The organism is Porphyromonas sp. COT-290 OH860 (assembly GCF_000768935.1).
GTDB lineage: Bacteria > Bacteroidota > Bacteroidia > Bacteroidales > Porphyromonadaceae > Porphyromonas.
Map to the genome: position 1 here is coordinate 19,162 of NZ_JRAR01000009.1, position 17,941 is coordinate 37,102.

13 protein-coding genes and 1 tRNA gene are annotated in these 17,941 nt (G+C 50.1%); 5 read left to right on the top strand and 9 right to left on the bottom strand.

Going from position 1 to position 17,941, the window contains the following annotated elements:
* Position 1: 1 nt before the first annotated feature.
* From HQ41_RS01365 to tpx, 3 genes are all read right to left on the bottom strand, one after another.
* On the bottom strand, positions 2-565 hold the full coding sequence (locus tag HQ41_RS01365; protein WP_044186887.1) for a hypothetical protein: 564 nt from the start codon (positions 563-565) through the stop codon (positions 2-4).
* A 247-nt stretch (positions 566-812) separates the two neighbouring features.
* On the bottom strand, positions 813-1,436 hold the full coding sequence (locus HQ41_RS09225; protein ID WP_052405212.1) for a hypothetical protein: 624 nt from the start codon (positions 1,434-1,436) through the stop codon (positions 813-815).
* 133 nt (positions 1,437-1,569) lie between these two features.
* The gene (tpx, locus tag HQ41_RS01375) at positions 1,570-2,076 is read right to left on the bottom strand and encodes a thiol peroxidase (protein WP_044186889.1); all 507 of its coding nucleotides are present in this window, start codon (positions 2,074-2,076) and stop codon (positions 1,570-1,572) included.
* An 810-nt stretch (positions 2,077-2,886) separates the two neighbouring features.
* Here tpx and HQ41_RS01385 point away from each other — a divergent pair.
* Together HQ41_RS01385 and HQ41_RS01390 are read left to right on the top strand one after the other, a co-directional pair.
* The gene (locus HQ41_RS01385) at positions 2,887-3,171 is read left to right on the top strand and encodes a cupin domain-containing protein (protein ID WP_044186892.1); all 285 of its coding nucleotides are present in this window, start codon (positions 2,887-2,889) and stop codon (positions 3,169-3,171) included.
* 18 nt (positions 3,172-3,189) lie between these two features.
* Complete coding sequence (locus HQ41_RS01390; RefSeq protein ID WP_044186941.1) at positions 3,190-4,764, top strand: PAS domain-containing protein; 1,575 nt, start codon at positions 3,190-3,192, stop codon at positions 4,762-4,764.
* Between the two features lie 99 nt (positions 4,765-4,863).
* On the opposite strand, the gene HQ41_RS01395 is transcribed toward HQ41_RS01390, so the two are convergent.
* The 3 genes from HQ41_RS01395 to HQ41_RS01405 all read right to left on the bottom strand — a co-directional run bounded on the left by HQ41_RS01395 (position 4,864) and on the right by HQ41_RS01405 (position 7,959).
* Positions 4,864-6,036 (bottom strand): cytochrome d ubiquinol oxidase subunit II, encoded by a 1,173-nt coding sequence (locus HQ41_RS01395; protein ID WP_044186894.1) that lies wholly within the window; start codon positions 6,034-6,036, stop codon positions 4,864-4,866.
* A 30-nt stretch (positions 6,037-6,066) separates the two neighbouring features.
* On the bottom strand, positions 6,067-7,647 hold the full coding sequence (locus tag HQ41_RS01400; protein WP_044186896.1) for a cytochrome ubiquinol oxidase subunit I: 1,581 nt from the start codon (positions 7,645-7,647) through the stop codon (positions 6,067-6,069).
* A gap of 66 nt (positions 7,648-7,713) precedes the next feature.
* On the bottom strand, positions 7,714-7,959 hold the full coding sequence (locus tag HQ41_RS01405; RefSeq protein WP_044186898.1) for a DUF4492 domain-containing protein: 246 nt from the start codon (positions 7,957-7,959) through the stop codon (positions 7,714-7,716).
* Positions 7,960-8,248: 289 nt separating this feature from the next.
* Between HQ41_RS01405 and HQ41_RS01410 the strand changes: the two genes are divergently transcribed.
* Genes HQ41_RS01410 through HQ41_RS01420 form a run of 3 tightly spaced genes read left to right on the top strand, consistent with a single transcriptional unit; the run spans position 8,249 to position 13,455 of the window.
* Entirely contained in the window at positions 8,249-9,733 is a 1,485-nt protein-coding gene (locus HQ41_RS01410) for a BACON domain-containing protein (RefSeq protein WP_044186900.1), read from the top strand.
* Positions 9,734-9,778: 45 nt separating this feature from the next.
* Positions 9,779-12,514, top strand: a complete 2,736-nt coding sequence (locus tag HQ41_RS01415) for a S8 family serine peptidase (protein WP_044186902.1) — start codon at positions 9,779-9,781, stop codon at positions 12,512-12,514.
* 14 nt (positions 12,515-12,528) lie between these two features.
* Complete coding sequence (locus HQ41_RS01420) at positions 12,529-13,455, top strand: PorV/PorQ family protein (protein WP_044186904.1); 927 nt, start codon at positions 12,529-12,531, stop codon at positions 13,453-13,455.
* Between the two features lie 104 nt (positions 13,456-13,559).
* Here HQ41_RS01420 and HQ41_RS01425 read toward each other — a convergent pair whose 3' ends face one another.
* From HQ41_RS01425 to HQ41_RS01435, 3 genes are all read right to left on the bottom strand, one after another.
* Positions 13,560-15,845, bottom strand: a complete 2,286-nt coding sequence (locus HQ41_RS01425) for a BamA/TamA family outer membrane protein (protein WP_044186906.1) — start codon at positions 15,843-15,845, stop codon at positions 13,560-13,562.
* A 33-nt stretch (positions 15,846-15,878) separates the two neighbouring features.
* The gene (locus tag HQ41_RS01430) at positions 15,879-17,762 is read right to left on the bottom strand and encodes an ABC-F family ATP-binding cassette domain-containing protein (protein ID WP_044186908.1); all 1,884 of its coding nucleotides are present in this window, start codon (positions 17,760-17,762) and stop codon (positions 15,879-15,881) included.
* Positions 17,763-17,854: 92 nt separating this feature from the next.
* Positions 17,855-17,928: transfer RNA gene (locus HQ41_RS01435), tRNA-Arg, on the bottom strand.
* Between the last annotated feature and the right edge of the window lie 13 nt (positions 17,929-17,941).

The following is a 17,941-nucleotide window of genomic DNA, read 5'->3' on the forward strand; positions in this document are numbered from 1 at the left end:
CCTAGCGCTGGAACTTGTAAATACGCCCACCTTCTGGGAGAGCCTCTCCATTAAGATAGAAAATACGTGTGATTTTAGGCTCTCCTCTCTTACCAGTCCATTTGATTTGATTCGTATAGCTCAACACATCTTTCTGACCATTTCCCCAATGGAGTGTAACCTCCTGATTATGATTCTGGGCGCCATCAAATTCACCGAATGAGAGCATCCATTTAGCATCTTTACCGTAGGACCGAGCATAAGTGAAGCCATGAAAGCTAGGCATATAGTATCTCAACACAGATTGTCCACTGCGACGAGCCTGCTCCAAACTCTTGAGCGGATAAACTTTCTCCCCCATCTGAATGGTTGTAGACGTCTTGGTAATGCTCTGCGGATGCTTAGGATCGACTAAATTGGCTCCCGCTTGATCATAGACCTCAATCTGAAAATTGACGGGGGCAATATCCCAGAGCATAGGTTCCTCGGGTTCTTGTTTCTCATTCTTACAAGCAAAGAGCGCAACGAGGGAAAAACCTACCAAGGCCAATCGCATCCAAAGAAAGGTAATAACTCTAGCATTCATATTGTTTGTTTTATAGTAGTAAGTTCACAAATATAACTAATTAAAAGGAGAGTATGCGGAGAAGATAACAGAAAGATGCCAAAGCTAATGAAAGGGGCTAGGTCAAACTCAGTCCTACCCTAGCCCCTTTCTAAATCAGTAACTGCTCGTACCAAATATCTGTCGCATACAACACAGCCATTTGTACAACAATACCCCATAGGTGCTACCAACATTTGGCAGACCTCTAGGACACAACCGTAGGCTCCTAAGGGAGGCTAGTGGGGGCTGTGGGAGCTTGTAGACCAGAGAGTTGCTCTATCCGAGCGGTCTGCTCTGCTAGCGATTGCTCTAGTTGCTCGAGCTGAGCCGTCCGCTCATGAAGTGATTGTTCGAGCAACTCGGCTCTAGCCGTCTGCTCCGAGAGGCTCTGCTCTAGCTCAACCAGACTAGACTTCTCGAGCTTATGCTGATCCTCTAGTTTAATCCACTCTAACACACTACGCACCGCCAAGCCTAAGCTTATGGCAGCAATAGCACCAATGACACCAAGCAGGCTTAGAGGCATCGTCCCGGAGGGGACACCGGGCATCGTCCACTGCCAAGCCGAGTAGAGGACTATAGGGATCAGAAAGCCGATCAATGCCGCTACTGCTACCAACCCAATGTATGGAGCAAACAGCCTCCGTCTAATCATTTTGGGGGCGAATACATAATAGTTGGCATAGAAAAGCAGGATCAGATAGAGATCTACTGCCCAAATGGAGTAGTAATGCTCTGGCGAAGCAAATACGCTAGGTGCATCACCAGCACCCGAGGTAACGAATGTCTGGGCCAGTACAAGCAAAAGCCATAGCCCTGCATAAACAAAGAAAGAGAGTGACTTATTCATGATGTCTTCGGATTATCTTGACGCCTCTCCCATGGAGAATGGGGCGAGACCTTAATAAGAAAAAGGGAGCGTGTCCAAACTAATACTTTGGCACACTCCCCTCTATTATGTCGTATTAAATACTAGGCAGTATTTAATTCTTAAGAGCAGCTAGGGCAGCGTCGAAGTTTGGATCCTGACTAATCTCTGGCACAAGCTCTGTATAAACGACCTTGCCCTCTTCGTTCACAACGACCACAGCACGTGCAAGTAGGCCACGTAGAGGTCCATCGGCTTGTAGTACACCGTATGCCTTCTCGAAGCCATCGCTGCGGAAAGCAGATGTTGGGATCACCTGCTCTAGACCCTCTGCAGCACAGAAGCGACCAAGGGCAAAAGGCAGGTCCTTGGAGATGCAGAGCACCACAGTATTCTCTAGGTTGCTTAGCTCCTGATTGAAGCGACGTACGCTGGCAGCGCAAACGCCTGTATCTACGCTAGGGAAGATATTGAGCACCACACGCTTGCCCTTGAAGTCTGCGAGGGATACTTCGCTAAGGTCTGTCTTCACGACCTTGAAGTCTGGAGCCACTGAGCCTACTGCTGGGAGCTGGCCGTTTAGGTTAATCGTAATGTCTTTCTTTAGTGTTACTGTAGCCATTTTAGTTTCGTTTTGAGAGATTGCCATACCGCATGAGGCAAGTACGGCTACCCCGATTAATATTAGTTTATTGATGTTCATTTGCTTCAATCTTCTCAATAGAAAACAAGTTTATTCTGTGATAGGTTTTGCCGTCAGCCAAATAAATTACCTCCTTGATTAGGGCAACAATCACAAGGCTCAGCAGATACAAATTTATACAATTGCAGTGATTTTTGTATGCCGATCGCAATACTTTGGTGCACCCAAGCTCGCAAAGCCCAAACTGCATATTTGCCCTCTACAAGGCTCTACACTGCGTCAAAGCTTGTTTTGGCTCTCTGCTCTAGACACACAAAAACAACCGCCCAAAACAAGCCTAATATAATACACTAGTAACTAGCGTTATAATAAACACACTGGGGTCATTCTCGGAGCTTGTACGACATTTTTGAGATTTTCTTCCCATCAATCCCCCAACATTGGTGGACACATCGCCAAAGGTTAGTCCATCAATCTGACAAAATCTTCCCATCAATCTCTAAGGTAGCTACATCGTCCTTTAGGAATGTAGCCTTCATTCGTCTAAATTCGGGCATAATAGATTCATATATCTTAACACAAAAAGAATAGAATCGTAGCCCTAATTCCGAAGCCTTATAGCAGCATATAGAACTACACTACCCTCGGTACGACAGTTTGTACAAGACAATTTAGTTAGTGTTTTGAACTCAATATCTAGGTACTGTAACCGATGTTACAGAGTAAGATAGAGCTAGTAGTTACTTTTGCGTAGTAGTAATTCGTCAAACTTCAAAAAATATAATCGTTATGCTAGGTAATAAATTATCACAGACAGGCCGCCTCATCGATAACAAAGAGCTCATGCTCGTTCATCTGCAGCTAGAGGCTGGGGGCAGTGTGCCAGCTCACGACCACGTAGGTCAGGAAGTATTTTTCACCGTAGTCAAGGGAATAGCCGAGGTTACGCTCAACCAAACGGAGAAGCACAGACTTACCCCGGGCGAAGTCTTGCACTTCGCTGGTGAAGCCTCCGTAAGTGTCTATGCCGTGGAGGATGTAGACTTTTTCGTGTATCTCATCAACCGTCAGTAAGCCATGCAATCCAACAAGATGAAAAGCCACCTCCCCGAGGTGGATCTAGAGAAGCTCAAGTTCGTCCTTGAGGTCAAGGAGGCCTACAACGCAGGTCAAATCTCGCTGCAAGAGGCACAGCAGAGGCTTAGGACACGTGTGCAGTCGCTCAAACCCTACGAAATAGCCCTCGCCGAGCAGGAGCTCAAAACCATTGAGGAAGATGAGTGCCGCAAGGAGGATATTCAGGCCATGATGGATCTATTCGAGGGAATCATGGATACAAATCGTCCCGATCTACCAGATGATCACCCCATTATGTGCTACTACAGAGAGAACGACGAGATGCGACGCCTACTGCTCTCCGTGGAGGATCTCGTGCAGTATCCCGTGATCAAGAACCAGTGGCTTGAGCTATACGACCAGCTATCTCAATGGCGCACACATCTAGCACGCAAACAGAACCAGCTCTACTCGGTGCTGGAGCGCAAGGGCTTCGACCGACCTACGACGACCATGTGGCTGCTCGACGATTTCATACGAGATGAGATCCGTGACGCACGCCAGCTGATTGAGCAGGACAGAGATAATGAGTTCATCAAGCTACAGCCCACACTCGTGGCTGACGTGCGAGATCTGATGCAGAAAGAAGAAACCGTTCTCTACCCCACCTCTCTGGCTATGATCACACCAGACGAATTTGAAGAAATGAAGTCTGGGGACCGAGAGATTGGCTTCTCTTGGATCAAGGTCGGCGATAGTGACAAGGCATCTAAGCCAGCTGAGCAAGCCCCCACAGGGCTAGAACCATCGGGCTTTGCAGCCGACCTAGCGGCTCTGCTCGGCAAGTATGGCTACCAAACGGGGGGGAGCAATCAGCTGCTTGATGTGACGACGGGGCAGCTCACGCTAGAGCAAATCAACTTGATCTACAAACATCTGCCCATAGATATATCTTTCGTAGACGAGAACGAACTGGTATGTTTCTATTCGGATACTGACCACCGAGTATTCCCTCGTAGCAAGAACGTCATCGGTCGAGATGTGAAAAACTGCCACCCACGTACCAGCGTGCATCTGGTGGAGGAGATCATTGAGAAGTTTAGATCGGGAGAGCAAGACAGCGTAGACTTCTGGATCAACAAGCCCGGGCTATTCATCTACATCTACTACGTAGCTGTACGCGATGCCGAGGGACGATTTAGAGGAGTACTGGAGATGATGCAGGACTGCACACGCATTCGCCAACTACAAGACTCCCGCACGCTGCTCAAGTGGAGCCAAGACACCTCAGGAGCAAGCAAGTCGTCTGGAACATACGACACGAGCGAGCAAGTAGCTCCAGCCGAGGAGCCTAGAGAAGACGAGGCTGGCGAGGAGGCAAAGGCCATCGAGGATATTACCCCAGCTACCAAACTCAAAGATCTGCTCAAGGTCTATCCCTCACTCAAGGAGGAGCTACCAAAGATCAATGGTGCCTTCAAGATGCTCAACTCACCTCTGGCACGCATCATCATTCCTAAGGCTACTGTGGCCATGATGAGCGAACGTAGTGGTATGCCACTAGACGAATTAATCGTCAAGCTCAGAGAGATAATCAGAGCACTCAAGTAGACGATTCGGTATTGTACCCAAAAAACCAGCCCCAAATAGCTCACTGGACTATTCGGGGCTGGTTTTTTCTATCTCTGCCACAGGGCAGATAACCGCAGACTAATAGTTATGTCCGTGCGGATCTTCCATTTCCCTCTTCGTGATCTTGTGGAGGTCTAGGGCACGCCATGCATAGATCATATATGCTGCCACGAAAGGCACCAAGAGAGAAACATAGCTCATCGTCTTGAGTGTGAAGAAGCTAGACGAACTGTTGTAGATCGTCAGCGACTCTTGCAGATGTCCATCGGCTAGGGTTGGGTAGTAGGCCGTATTGTTCCACCCAGCGATCAGGAAGAGCGCTAGAGCCGTTAGGATCACACCAACACCCTCGAACCAGATCCCCTTCTTGAAGTTAGGTTTGAGGAGCGTCATCAGGATACCGGTAAGCACCAGCACCACGCCCACAAGCATCGTCACGAGTACTAGGGGCATCTCGATGAGGTTGTGGAAGTACTTGTATGGTTGCATGAAGATCTCGCTCGTCTCGGGGTTGAGCGCAAAACCTTCCTTAGTCAATAGATAGGACAGATAAGGCAAGAAGAAGAGTAAGAATGCTGCTGCATTCCAAGCCAATCGACGGCGTGCATTGCGGTCTAGGTCCACATCCTCAATATTGTTGATGAAGTAGAGCAGAGCCGAGGTGCGACTCAGGAAGAAGATAGCGATACCGAAGACTACGTTCCAAGGATTGAGCACAGCCTCCAATCCGTATAGCTGTAGCCCCTTATAGGTCATCCACTGAGAGACTACTTGGCTCGTACCATCAAGATCGAAGATCGCCTCACGATTGATCGAGAAGTTCGCCCCAGTGAAGAACGTAGACACAGCCGTGCCGAGCAAGATAGGAGCCAACAGACCATTGATGAATAGGCAGACTTGATAGGTTTTGCTCCCCCAGATATTGCCGTGCTTGCTCTGGTACTCGTACGACACCGCTTGAATGATGAAGCAGAAGAGGATCAGCATCCATACCCAATAGGCTCCTCCAAAGCTAGTCGCATAGAACATAGGGAAAGAAGCGAAGAAAGCTCCACCGAAAACCACCAACATAGTGAAAGTAAACTCCCACTTACGCCCCACCGAATTGACCAATAGCTTACGATCGGTCTTGTCACTACCTAGGCTAAAAAAGAGGGATTGCCCCCCCTGAACGAAAAGCAGGAAAACTAAGAGGGCTCCTAGCACAGAGATGAGGAACCACCAGTATTCTTGAAAAAATGTGTAACTCATTTTGATCAGTATATTTAGATAATTGGTGGATTAGTGATGATCGGGTCCCTTCTTAATGGCCTTACGCATGATATTGAGCTCGGCAATGAGCATCAGCGTGAAGAGCAGGAAGAAGAGCGTGAAGGTGATGATCACCGACGACGTTTCCAACTTAGATACCGCTGCTCGCACGGGAAGCAGGTTCTGGATCGTCCAAGGCTGACGGCCTAGCTCTGCCACAACCCAACCAGCTTGGCTAGCTACCCATGCTAGAGGCGTACAGATGATGGCAAACCACATCAACCAACGTGTGCCGATCACAGGCTTCTTGCCCCAGAATGTGAACCATGTAAGCAGAGCAAATAGTAAGATAAAGGCTGTACCTAGCCCCACCATGATGCGGAAGGAATAGTACACCGTAGGCACGTGAGGCACGACTTCGTATTTACTATCGAAGTAACCATAGCCGAAGTAGGGGAAGTGCTCATCAAGTTTAGCTTTGCTCGCTTGTGCTTGTGCCTCATCGCCTGCTTTCTTGGCCGAACGATAGTCCTTGAGGGCTGCGATCGCCTCACGTCCACGAGCCATTTTTTCCTCTACCGATAGAGCCTTGGTACCATCGGGTAGGTGATAGTCGCCGCGAATGATATTATTGATCCCGGGCACGTAGGTATTGCCATTGCCAGCTACCAAGTACGAGAGTACTCGAGGAGCCTCTATATTAAATAGGAATGGATCTACACCATCGTCTGGAGATTCCTTGGCGGGATTGAGCATACCGAAAGCAGATAGGGAAATCCCCTCTCCGTCGGCACAGCCACCCTTACCATCGCAGGCCCCTGCATCGTAGAGAGCTTCCATAGCCGCGAGCTTCATTGGCTGGTTCTCTGCGACATCGACCGCAGAGCTATGCCCTGTCAGCGCTGTGAGCAAGGCAGCCACTAGACCAAATGGGGCAATAATCTTGAAGTTGCGCAGGGCAAACTCCTTGTTTTGCTTGCGTAGAGCGTAGAAAGCACACACACCAGCAGCAAATAGAGCACCGAGCGTCCAGCTGGAGATGACCGTATGCCAGAACTTGATGATGGCCGTAGAGGAGAGAGCTACTGCCCAGAAGTCATTCATCTCACTACGTACCGTGTCGGGATTGAAGACGATGCCCACTGGATTCTGCATCCAAGCATTAGCCACCAAGATCCAAATAGCCGATATAGTAGCTCCAATGATCGTCAGCCAAGTAGAGGCTAGGTGGAAGCGTTTACTTACTTTATCCCAACCGAAAAACATCACGGCAATGAAAGTAGACTCCATAAAGAAGGCTAGAATCCCCTCAATCGCCAGTGGAGCTCCGAAGATATCGCCAACGAACGTACTATAGTTGGACCAGTTGGTACCGAACTGGAACTCCAGAATAATTCCTGTAGCTACCCCGATAGCGAAGTTGATCCCGAAGAGCTTCTGCCAAAATTTGGCACTCTTCTTCCAGAACTCATCGCCCGTTCGGTAGTACTGTGTTTCGGCTAAGGACATAATAATCCCAAGACCCAAGGTTAGCGGTACAAAGAGCCAGTGATACATGGCCGTCAGCGCAAACTGCGCCCTAGACCAAGCCATTAGTGATTCTAAGTGCATAATGTAATTAAGTATTGATTAGTTTATCTGCTTAAGTGAATAGTTACTACATGATTTAGCGTCCGGCTACTCATCAGCCCCTCGATCTATGAGCTCGTTCTGCACAAACTCCGCTCCCGTCATCTCTAGACGTTGAGCTTCTTTTTTCGTGTGATTGGGGAAGAAGAAGGGCTTGAGTACCGCAAACATGACAAACAGCTTAATGCCTATGATCAGCCAGAGAATACGGCTCGTACGGCTTAGCCCCTTGAAGCCATCGACGTAGAAGCGATATGCACGAGCTATTGGATTACCTTTTTTATTTTGATTCATATATATTGGTTAAATGATTAATGGCAATACTTGACAAAGATAACAAAACCTGCCAAGTCGTGCTACTTAGGCCACTTTGCCCGAGGCTACCCGGGCTGCCAAACAGGGCTATGGGAGAGTAGCAGATTGGTCAATATCAACAAATAAAACTTATATTTACGAGCCTAAAATTGGACTAAGTAGTACGAGAAGGCTTAGCAAAGCGACTCCCCCCCTCTCTAGCTCCTTAGATTCGAATACATCACTTAATAGTAAGCGTTCATTTTCACAGAAATCATCGTTCAAAAGAATGAAAACATCCTTATTTTTCTCGGGGATCTTAGCCTCCTTGTTAGTACTGATATCTTCGTGTCAAAAAGATAGCCTAGACACTACCAGAAAGCTAGAGCTAGACACTGAGCCACTCGTACACCTCGAGGCTGGCGATAGCGAGAAGATTATCACCGTCAGAGCAACCCACAGAGAATGGACAGCGGAGGCTTACGCCACTTGGCTTACAGTACGCAAAATCGGGAATAACCTCGTCATCAATGCCGAGAGCAACGAAACCCTTGAGCCTAGACAAGCTAAAATCAAGGTTTTCTCCGCCGACATCACCCAAACACTGGAGGTCAAGCAGGCTGGCTACCCAACACTCTTGGTCGAAACGGACCCTGCAGAGGTCATTTTTGAGAAGAATGCCAGCACCATAAGCATTAGGCTGAAAACGAATGCAAAGAACTGGAGTATCAGCAATACCGCTAGCTGGATTACCGTGACCAGCGACCCAGAGAGTAGTATCGTATCCATCAAAGTCGAGGAAAACCGAACTAAGGAAATCCGCACAGCTCATCTAACTGTGCATAGCGGAAGGCTCAAACATACGATTTTGGTCAAGCAGAGAGGTCTACTCCACTTCTTCTTGCCGTATAACGAGTGGGGACAAAACTTCTCCAACATCCGAAGTCTGGAGTTAGCCCGCAATAGTAGGCTCAAGGCCTCCCCAAATCCCAACCGCAGCCCTCGCATTCCCGACTACACCTTCAGCACTACAAGTACGGCTTTCCCCGAGGTTAAATACGAGTTTGTGGACTATGGTAGTCGTACTCTCTACGCCACAACGCTTATCGGAGATGCAGACATTGTGCGCAGCGATGCCTTCCACGAGTATCTCATCAGCGAGGGATTTGAACGTGTTAGCTCACCCAACCAGACCAGCCAGCTCGAGTTCGTAAACCGAGCCCGCAAGACGCAGCTCTACATCTATGCTATTAGAGATGGACAGAGTCAGCAAGTCAGAGGAGTCGTTTTCTGTAGGCCTCTACATAAGCAACCAGAGCCAATGCCTACCCTCGAGCACTTAGAGCTAGGTATCACCCGCCATGGCGAGGCTACAGAGGCCGAGGTCGAGCAGTGGGAGCAAACAAACAAAGGGGCTTTCGACCAGGAGTTTTCCAATATCATAGGAACCCCCTTCTTCTTCGTTCCAGAGCCATTCTACGGCAGAGGCTACTTCTATCGTAGTGGGGCAAAGAGATCTAGGCTGCTCGATAGCTATGTCCATTTATATACCCGACACACACTTGGCATCTATCGCTTCGGTGGCATGGACTATCTGACCGACGAGTTTAGGCAGCTCCTAGAGCGTGAGGGCTTTGTCTTCTCTCACTTTAGCCCTCATGCTAGAGCATATCTCTACCAACATCAAGGGAAGCGATTGGCACTAGCCATTAGATCTATGGAGATCGGTCGCTACCGTATGCTCCGCATCAACATCAATCCGCTCACACCTTAGAGCAGTATCTCGATGATACATACAATAGAATAGACAGATCAGACAATGAATAAAAGACATATTATCCTAGCTCTAGCAGGAGCAACTATACTAGTGGGCTGTCATCAAAGTGACTTGGAGCTTCCCAATCAGCAGGCTCCACAGCTGAGCAGCCAGCAGGCCTCTACATCAGATGGCACACTCCCCCACATGATACGAGTACGCTTCTCTGCCGAGGGCGGAGTACAGATCGAGCAGCTTCTAAGTGACGAAGTCGATCCGCAGACAATCCCTCTACTTAAAGAGATTAAAGCCACTCGACTAAGCCGTGTATTTCCATACGCCGGCAAGTATGAGGAACGCACCCGACGTGAGGGGCTACATCTGTGGTACGACATCACACTAGACGAAACGCTATCTCCCACAGAAATCAGAGAAGCTCGCCAGAGAGCGATGGAGATTGCTCTTCACTCTTCAGAGGTGACCTCGGCCGAGCTCGTGTACACAGCCAAGCTCCCTCAGACCAAAATCACTTACCTTGATCCAAGCCAATGGGGAGGCCTAAGAGCCGAGGGCGGAATGCCGATGGACGACCCGCTCCTCCCTAAGCAATGGCATTATCATAATGACGGTAGCCTAATTCGCTCTAAAGCTGGCGCCGACATTAACTTATTCAAAGCTTGGGAGCAAGAAGTTGGTCGTCCGGAGGTAATCATTTCAATCGTTGATGGAGGTATAGACTACACTCACGAGGATCTCAAGGACAATATGTACATCAACCACAAAGAGCTTACTGGCGTTAGGGGCAAAGACGACGACAATAATGGGCTGGTAGATGATGTCCATGGCTTCAACTTCGTCTTCATGAGGCCGCAAATCAATCCGCATGAGCACGGCACCCACGTAGCCGGTACGGTGGCAGCACGCAACAATAATGGTGTCGGCGTGGCAGGAGTAGCCGGCGGCAATGGTTCAGTAGGCTCTGGTATCAAACTGATGTCCTGCCAAGCCTTCGATATCAACCCTGCCACTGGTCGTGATATAGCGAACGGCTTCGAGGCTGCAATCAAATATGGAGCGGACAATGGTGCTGTCATCAGCCAAAACTCATGGGGAGTGCCAGATGCCCAGACCCTACCAAGATCCTACAAAGATGCGATCGACTACTTCATCAAATACGCAGGGTGCGACAATGAAGGGAGCCAATTACCGACCTCTCCTATGAAGGGTGGGGTACTGATCTTTGCAGCAGGCAATAGTGGACTAGACTATCGAGCATACCCAGCCGCCTACTCCGAGGTAGTTTCTGTCTCGGCGATGAGTACCAACTTTGGAGTTGCCCCATATTCCAATAGGGGCGACTGGGTAAATCTCATGGCACCAGGTGGTGATGTATATGAGCACAACGGGCAAGTGCTTAGCACACTCCCTAGCAATAGCTACGGCTATCAGCAGGGAACCTCTATGGCTTGCCCGCACGTTTCGGGCATCGCAGCTCTTATGGTGTCTAAGTTCGGCAAGCAAGGGTTTACCAATACGGAGCTCAAACAGCGCTTGCTTACAGCTATCTCATCTGTAGATATCAATAAGATGAACCCCGAGTATGTTGGTCGTCTTGGGCTAGGCTATATAGATGCAGAGATTGCTCTCTCCGGATCGGGCGGAGGTGGCGCAGCGCCTCAGCTTGCCCAGTGGCAGCCCATCGTAGCCACCCACACAGGCCTAGAGCTATCTTGGTCTGTTTCTGCCGATACAGACGATCAGAAGGCCCTCGGCTACAATCTCTACATCTCCAAGAGTGAGCTAAACAAGAGCAACCTCGACCAAGCAACCAAGGTAGTAGTAACCAGTGTAGGCCCTGCCGTCGGGGAGAAAGTCCATCACAAGCTAGAGCGACTAGACTCGAATACTAAGTACTTTTTCGCCTTACAACCCTACGACAGATGGTACAACATGGGCGAGTTATCTTTCGCCTCAGCCAAGACTCTAGCCAACCGCCGCCCAGTAGTAGATATCCCTCAGCAAACGCCCATACGTTTGTCGGAAAAAGAATCCTACGATTTGGTTATTCCAGTTTCCGATCCTGACGGACATCAGTGGCAAGCCAAATTTGTTGGCTCTACCTACGGAGCATCTATGGAGCCAATCAAAGATGGGATACGCCTGCATCTGCTCGGGCAGAACCCCGTGGGCAAGTACCAGATCACGATTAAAGTAACAGACGAGCTGGGGGCTAGCGAAGAGGTTATCTTGCCATTCGAGGTCTACCAAAACAGAGCTCCTAAACAGCTGCGCCCTCTGGTCAAGCACTATCTACCCCTCGGCAGAGAAGCCCTCAAGTTTGATCTGAAGGATCTCTTCGTAGACACGGATAATGAGGTACTCACCTACAAGGTTCGTGTGATCGGCACATCGACCGTGGAGGCTAGTATCTCCGAAGGTGCACTATCCATCATAGGCAAACGAATTGGCCTGAGTGGACTAGAAGTATCAGCTACCGATCCCAAAGGATTAACGACAAGGGCAACGCTAGAGATAGAGGTGGTCAAGGACGAACTTGTACACCTAGTCTATCCCATACCAGCATCCACGACGCTCAACGTTCGCTTAGCCGATCGTCTACGTGCGGCCGTACTACGCATCTTTACCCAAGTGGGGCAGCAAATGCTAAGCAAGTCTGTCACGCTAGAGCAAGGCGAGCAAGTGGCTCAGCTAGATATCCGCTCACTCACTACGGGCACCTATATCCTACAAGTAGAGGCTGAGGGCAGAACCTTCCGTCAGTCATTTATCAAACGCTAACTATCATTCATTATATGATCAAGAAAATAATGATTCTTGTCCTTGGGCTGTGTGGCCTTAATCTAGGCGTATCGGCTCAGACCCTACCTATCCTCTCGCTCGGCGGCGACATGCGTTCGGCTGGTATGGCGGGAGTAGTGACAGTAAGAAACCTACATACCAATACCTACTCCTCTACGATCATTCCATTTCAGGAGGGCTCCACCAAGCTTAGCACCTCCTATGTTGGTGGCATACATACTACCAAAGACTCAGGCCTAGCCACTTATCATCAAGCAAGTGCTGCATACGTACTAGGCAGTAGTAGTGCATTATCCCTAGGCTGGAGGTACCTAGGCGGCATCAAGACGGACTACATAGACGCACACGGCAATAAGATTGGGCAAGTCTATCCGAGAGATTGGTCACTAGACCTCGGTTATAGCCACCTATTCGGTAGCAGCTGGCTAGGTTGGGGACGCATCGGCTACCTACAATCCTACAACTCAGTCACAGCGAATATCGTCACTGCCTCGGCTGGAGTAGCCTACCGACTAGACCGAACAGATACTACACCAAGCTATATGGTAGGGCTGTCCGTTGAGAACTTTGGTACGAAAGTCAAATATACAGACTCCGAGATCAGTGCCAATCAGCCAACACTTCTCCGCCTATCGGGCTCTATTGCGCTCCTCAAGTCCGGAAGTCTAACTCTTGGAGGCGGTGGAGTCTATTACCTCGCCACGGCTGGAGAGAAAAAGCTCGGGTATCACATCGGAGGCGAATGGCTACCAATAGAGCATATCGCGCTGCGTACCGGATACTCCGCATCTCCCTATGGCAGTATATGGACGACAGGGATAGGCCTTTCGTTTCGGAACATTAGCCTTGATGCTGCCTACAACCTACACGAGTACAGGCTCTTCAATATGATTAAGCTGGGCATCGGCTACCGTATGTAGTACACATCGCATCATAACCAAGGCAGAGCCATAGAAAATGGGGAGCATTGAGCGATCGCTCAATGCTCCCCATTTTCTATCCCAACAACTAGGTCTTGAGCTATCTAGAAGGGATAACCAATGGCAAAGTGTACTGCCGTCAGATCTCGGATAGGTCGCCCCACAACCCACCTGCGCCCCCGATCGGCTTGTGGGTCATGGAGCTTAAAGCCCATATCCAGCCTGAGTAAAAAGAAGTCGAAATCCCATCGTAGCCCCAGCCCAGAGGAGAGAGCAATCTGCTCGTAGAAACGATCTAGACGGAACTCCCCTGCAGGTTGCCCCTCATAGGGATAAATCGTCCAGATATTACCCGCATCAACGAAGAGCGCCAACTCCCATGCTGGAGCAATGCGTGTACGTAGCTCTGTGCTTAGATCTAGCTTAATGTCGCCGACCTGATGGAAGATTGAAGTCCCAGCACTCTTGGGCATAGCCCCCGGTCCTAGACTACGTACCCCCCAGCCTCTAAGGCTATTAGCCCCTCCCGAGAAGTAACGCAAGTCCACTGGCAAGATACGGCTATTGCCATACGGGTAAACCATAGCTAGGGCAGCATGGTAGGCCAGTGCGTTCTTCCCTCTAAGGCGAAACAGACCACTATAGTCTAGCTCTGCTTTGACAAACTGTGCAAAGTTGATATTCATGAGCGAGTAAGCCCCATAGCTATCCTTACGGCTACGAAGCAGCGCAGACATACCATAGAGGGCATTGCCAGCGGACTGAGCATAAAGACGAACATTGTGTAGCCAACGAGATGAAGTATATCGGTAGTCATTGGCAGAAGAATAGGTCATTTGTATCGAGGAGCTTACGACAAACTGATCTCGATAGTTGAGCAAACGAGTAATCATGGGCAGAGAGCCGATAAACTCCTTGTTGATGTACCCAAAGCGCATATAGTCCACCTCGACGAGCTTGAGCGCATACCTAAAGCCGGGCGAAGCGAAGTGACGCCATGAGTATCCCCAAGAGGCAGACAAGAGATCTCGTGTAAACTCGGGGCGACGCTGATGATCGTAACTTAGGCTAAAGTCTGTGCTGGCCTTGAGTGGGCGCTGCTTAGTGCTATGCCCAAAGGAGATGAATGGACGAGGAAAGCTCAGTGAGGCCTCTAGCCCATAGTTGAGGTGGTCGCTGGCCGCATGGCTAAGGTTCTCATACCCCACACGACCCAGTAGCTTAAACTCCTCTGCCCCTCCCAATAGATTGTTGTGCCCAAAGGCAATAGAGGCATTAGCGCCTAGATTGCCCGAGGAGTGGGTCCCGACCAAGTCTACGGCAAACTCCTTGCTGCGCTCGGCGGTGGTGACAATGTCGCAGTCGAGCGTAGGGACAGAGGCTAGAGTATCTCGCCTATATTGTATATTGATGCTACCCACTGCTGCGAGGTCTGCTAGAGCACTATAAGTACGCCTATCGGCCTCCTGCGTGTAGAGCGAGTCTGGACGAATCCAAATACGACGAGCCAACACTCTGGGGCGGATATGGTGAGAGCGAGCCGAGAGTAAATCTATCCCGCCAAGACGTGTAGAGTCTATGCGCTGGTCTGTGGCTCCATCACCAGCGTGCAGAAGACGCACCCGACCAATGCGGTAGGGCTGATGTAGCCCATCAATGCTCGTACGTAGCCAAGCAGATTGATGTCCGGCAAGTGTATCTACATCAAAGTGAATATACTCCTCTCTGAAGCTCCAATAGCCTCGGTTGCGCAAGATCTGCGTCAGTCGCCGACGCTCCAGCTGCATCTTCTCTGGTGCAAGTGGCGAGCCAACTGTGAGCCACGGTGTATATCGCTCACTAGGGAAACGGTACTTGAGGGCAAGCGTATCGACAGGGGTAAGCAAGGGCAATAGTGTGCTATCGGCCACGTGCATATCGACCTGCTCTATTTGGTATAGAGCCCCGGGGTGGAGCTGATAGGTTAGCCGCACCTTCTTGGGGGCAATAGTATCGAGTCTATAAGTTGCCTCCGCATGTAGAAACCCTCTATTGTAGAGTGCCGCCGAGAGGCTAGAGCGTCCATAATCGGCTTCTTGACGGTTGAAGATAACGGGCGGATCTCCCCAGCGTCTGAGGCGACGGTTGAGCCAACTATTGCTCTTGATATTATTGAGATTGTAGATACCAAGCGACCAGTTGAATAGCCCAAAGAGGCGATGATTGGGGCGCTGGCTGACGTAGTTGAGCAGGTCGCTCACTGGCGGCACCTCACTAGGCAGACTATCCTGCTCTATATGCACAGCAGAGAGCAGCATAGAGCCGTCCTCGACATAGCGTGTAGAGGCACAACCCCAGACCATAGACACAAGTAGCAGAGCTCCGAGGCATCTCCCCAAGTGGGATTGCATAGATTGGCTCCTAGTCATCATCTTATGGTTTTTTTAAGATATTTTCTCCTCTAGCTCGAGCTGACGCAGTGCCAGTAGATCCATCTCATCAATCAGCCCTCCTATTCTATTGGCTGCTTGTACCAGCTCGTCCGAAGTCATAGTCCCTAGGCTCATCGCCTCCTCTAGGGCCTTTTTCTCGGCCTCGAGCTCTGGCATTCGCACCTCGATACTCTCTAGCTCTCGCTTCTCTGCATAGGTTAGCTTGGCTGTGCGTGGTCTATCTTGTCGGCCCGATTGGCTTGGCGCCTCTTTGCGCTCTGCACGTGCCTCCGAGCACTGTCGCTCTCGTTCTTGGTTCTCCTTATAGGCTCGGTAGAGGCTATAGTTGCCGGGGAAATCGCGTACCCAACCATCTCCCTCGAAGCAAAGCAGATGCTCTACGACCTTGTCCATAAAGAATCTGTCGTGCGAAACGATCAGGACACAACCAGCAAAAGATACCAGATACTCCTCTAGTACTTGTAGGGTAAGAATATCTAGGTCATTGGTCGGCTCGTCGAGAATGAGGAAGTTGGGGTTAGTCACAAGCACCGTACACAGGTAGAGCCTGCGCAGCTCTCCTCCACTGAGCTTGCTTACCTGAGTGTATTGTCGCTCGGGCGGGAAGAGAAACTGAGTGAGGATCTGGCTTGCCGAGAGCTTCTGCCCAGCCTCTGAGCCCGCAAGAGTAAAGACCTCTGCAATGTCCTTGACCACATCGATGACCCTGCTCTCAGGATCGAAACTGGGCGCCTGCTGGCTGTAGTAACCAAAACGTACAGTCTGCCCTATATCGAAGTGACCGGCATCGGTAGGTTCCTGCCCCAGTAGCATACGCAGGAAGGTGGTCTTACCCACCCCATTCTCCCCAACAATACCTATTTTGTCGTGTCGGCTGAAGATGTACTCGAAGTCCCGAAGAATGACCTTGTCGCCATAAGCCTTGCAGACACCGTGGGCCTCGAATATCTTTTTGCCGATATAGCCAGCCTCTGTACCGGCTAGGCTGATAGCCTCGCCCCGACGTGCAGGCCTTATCTTCTTCTCTAGCTCATGGAAGGCCTCTATACGGTAGCGTGCCTTACCACCTCGCGCCTGAGGCTGGCGGCGCATCCAGTCTAGCTCTCGCCTATACAGATTGCGTGCTCTGTCTACATTGGCGGCCTGCGTCTGTAGGCGCTCCTCTCGTTTGTCTAGATAATAGTCGTATCCACCCTTGTAGCGATAGATCTGCCCGAGATCGATCTCTAGTATCTCGTTGCAGACTCTATCGAGGAAGTACCGATCGTGCGTGATGAGTACGAGGCTCATGGTGCTACGTGAGAGGTAGTCCTCTAGCCACTCGATGGTCTGGAGATCGAGATGGTTGGTAGGCTCGTCGAGGAAGAGCAGGTCAGGGTCACTGATTAGGGTAGCCGCTAGGGCGATACGCTTGGCCTCACCGCCAGAGCAGTTGGCCACCTGTCTATGCTGATCTCGAATGCCGAGCGCCCCTAAGATCTCTTTGGCCCTCTGCTCATAGTGCCAAGCACCACTAGCCTCCATCTGTGGGAGTAGGCGCTCCATCTGCTCGGTATCCTCAGTCTGAACGGCATACTGCCACTGTAGGGTCAGCTGAGCCACTGGATCAAAGCGGCTAAAGCACGCCTCTAGGATCGTCCCCTCAGTCGGCAGGTCTGGTAGCTGAGGCAGATATGCCCAGCGCACACCATCTTCGTAGGTGATAAGCCCCTCATCGTAGGGCTCCAAGCCCACTAATATATTCATTAGAGTAGTCTTACCACTCCCATTGGGAGCTATAAGCCCTACCTTCTGCCCACGCTCAAGGGAGAATGAAAGTTGCTGAAACAGCACCCGATCGCCGAAGCTCTTGCTCAATGATTCGACCTGTAGCATATAGTTTAGTCAGTCTTATACCTTATCTAGATGAAGCCCTCGAGGGCTAAGAAAAAGAAAAGAGTCCAAGACTACGTCCCGAACTCTCTCTGTGACTCCGACAGGATTCAAACCTGTAACCTTCTGATCCGTAGTCAGATGCTCTATTCAGTTGAGCTACGGAGCCAAGCCTCATAAGC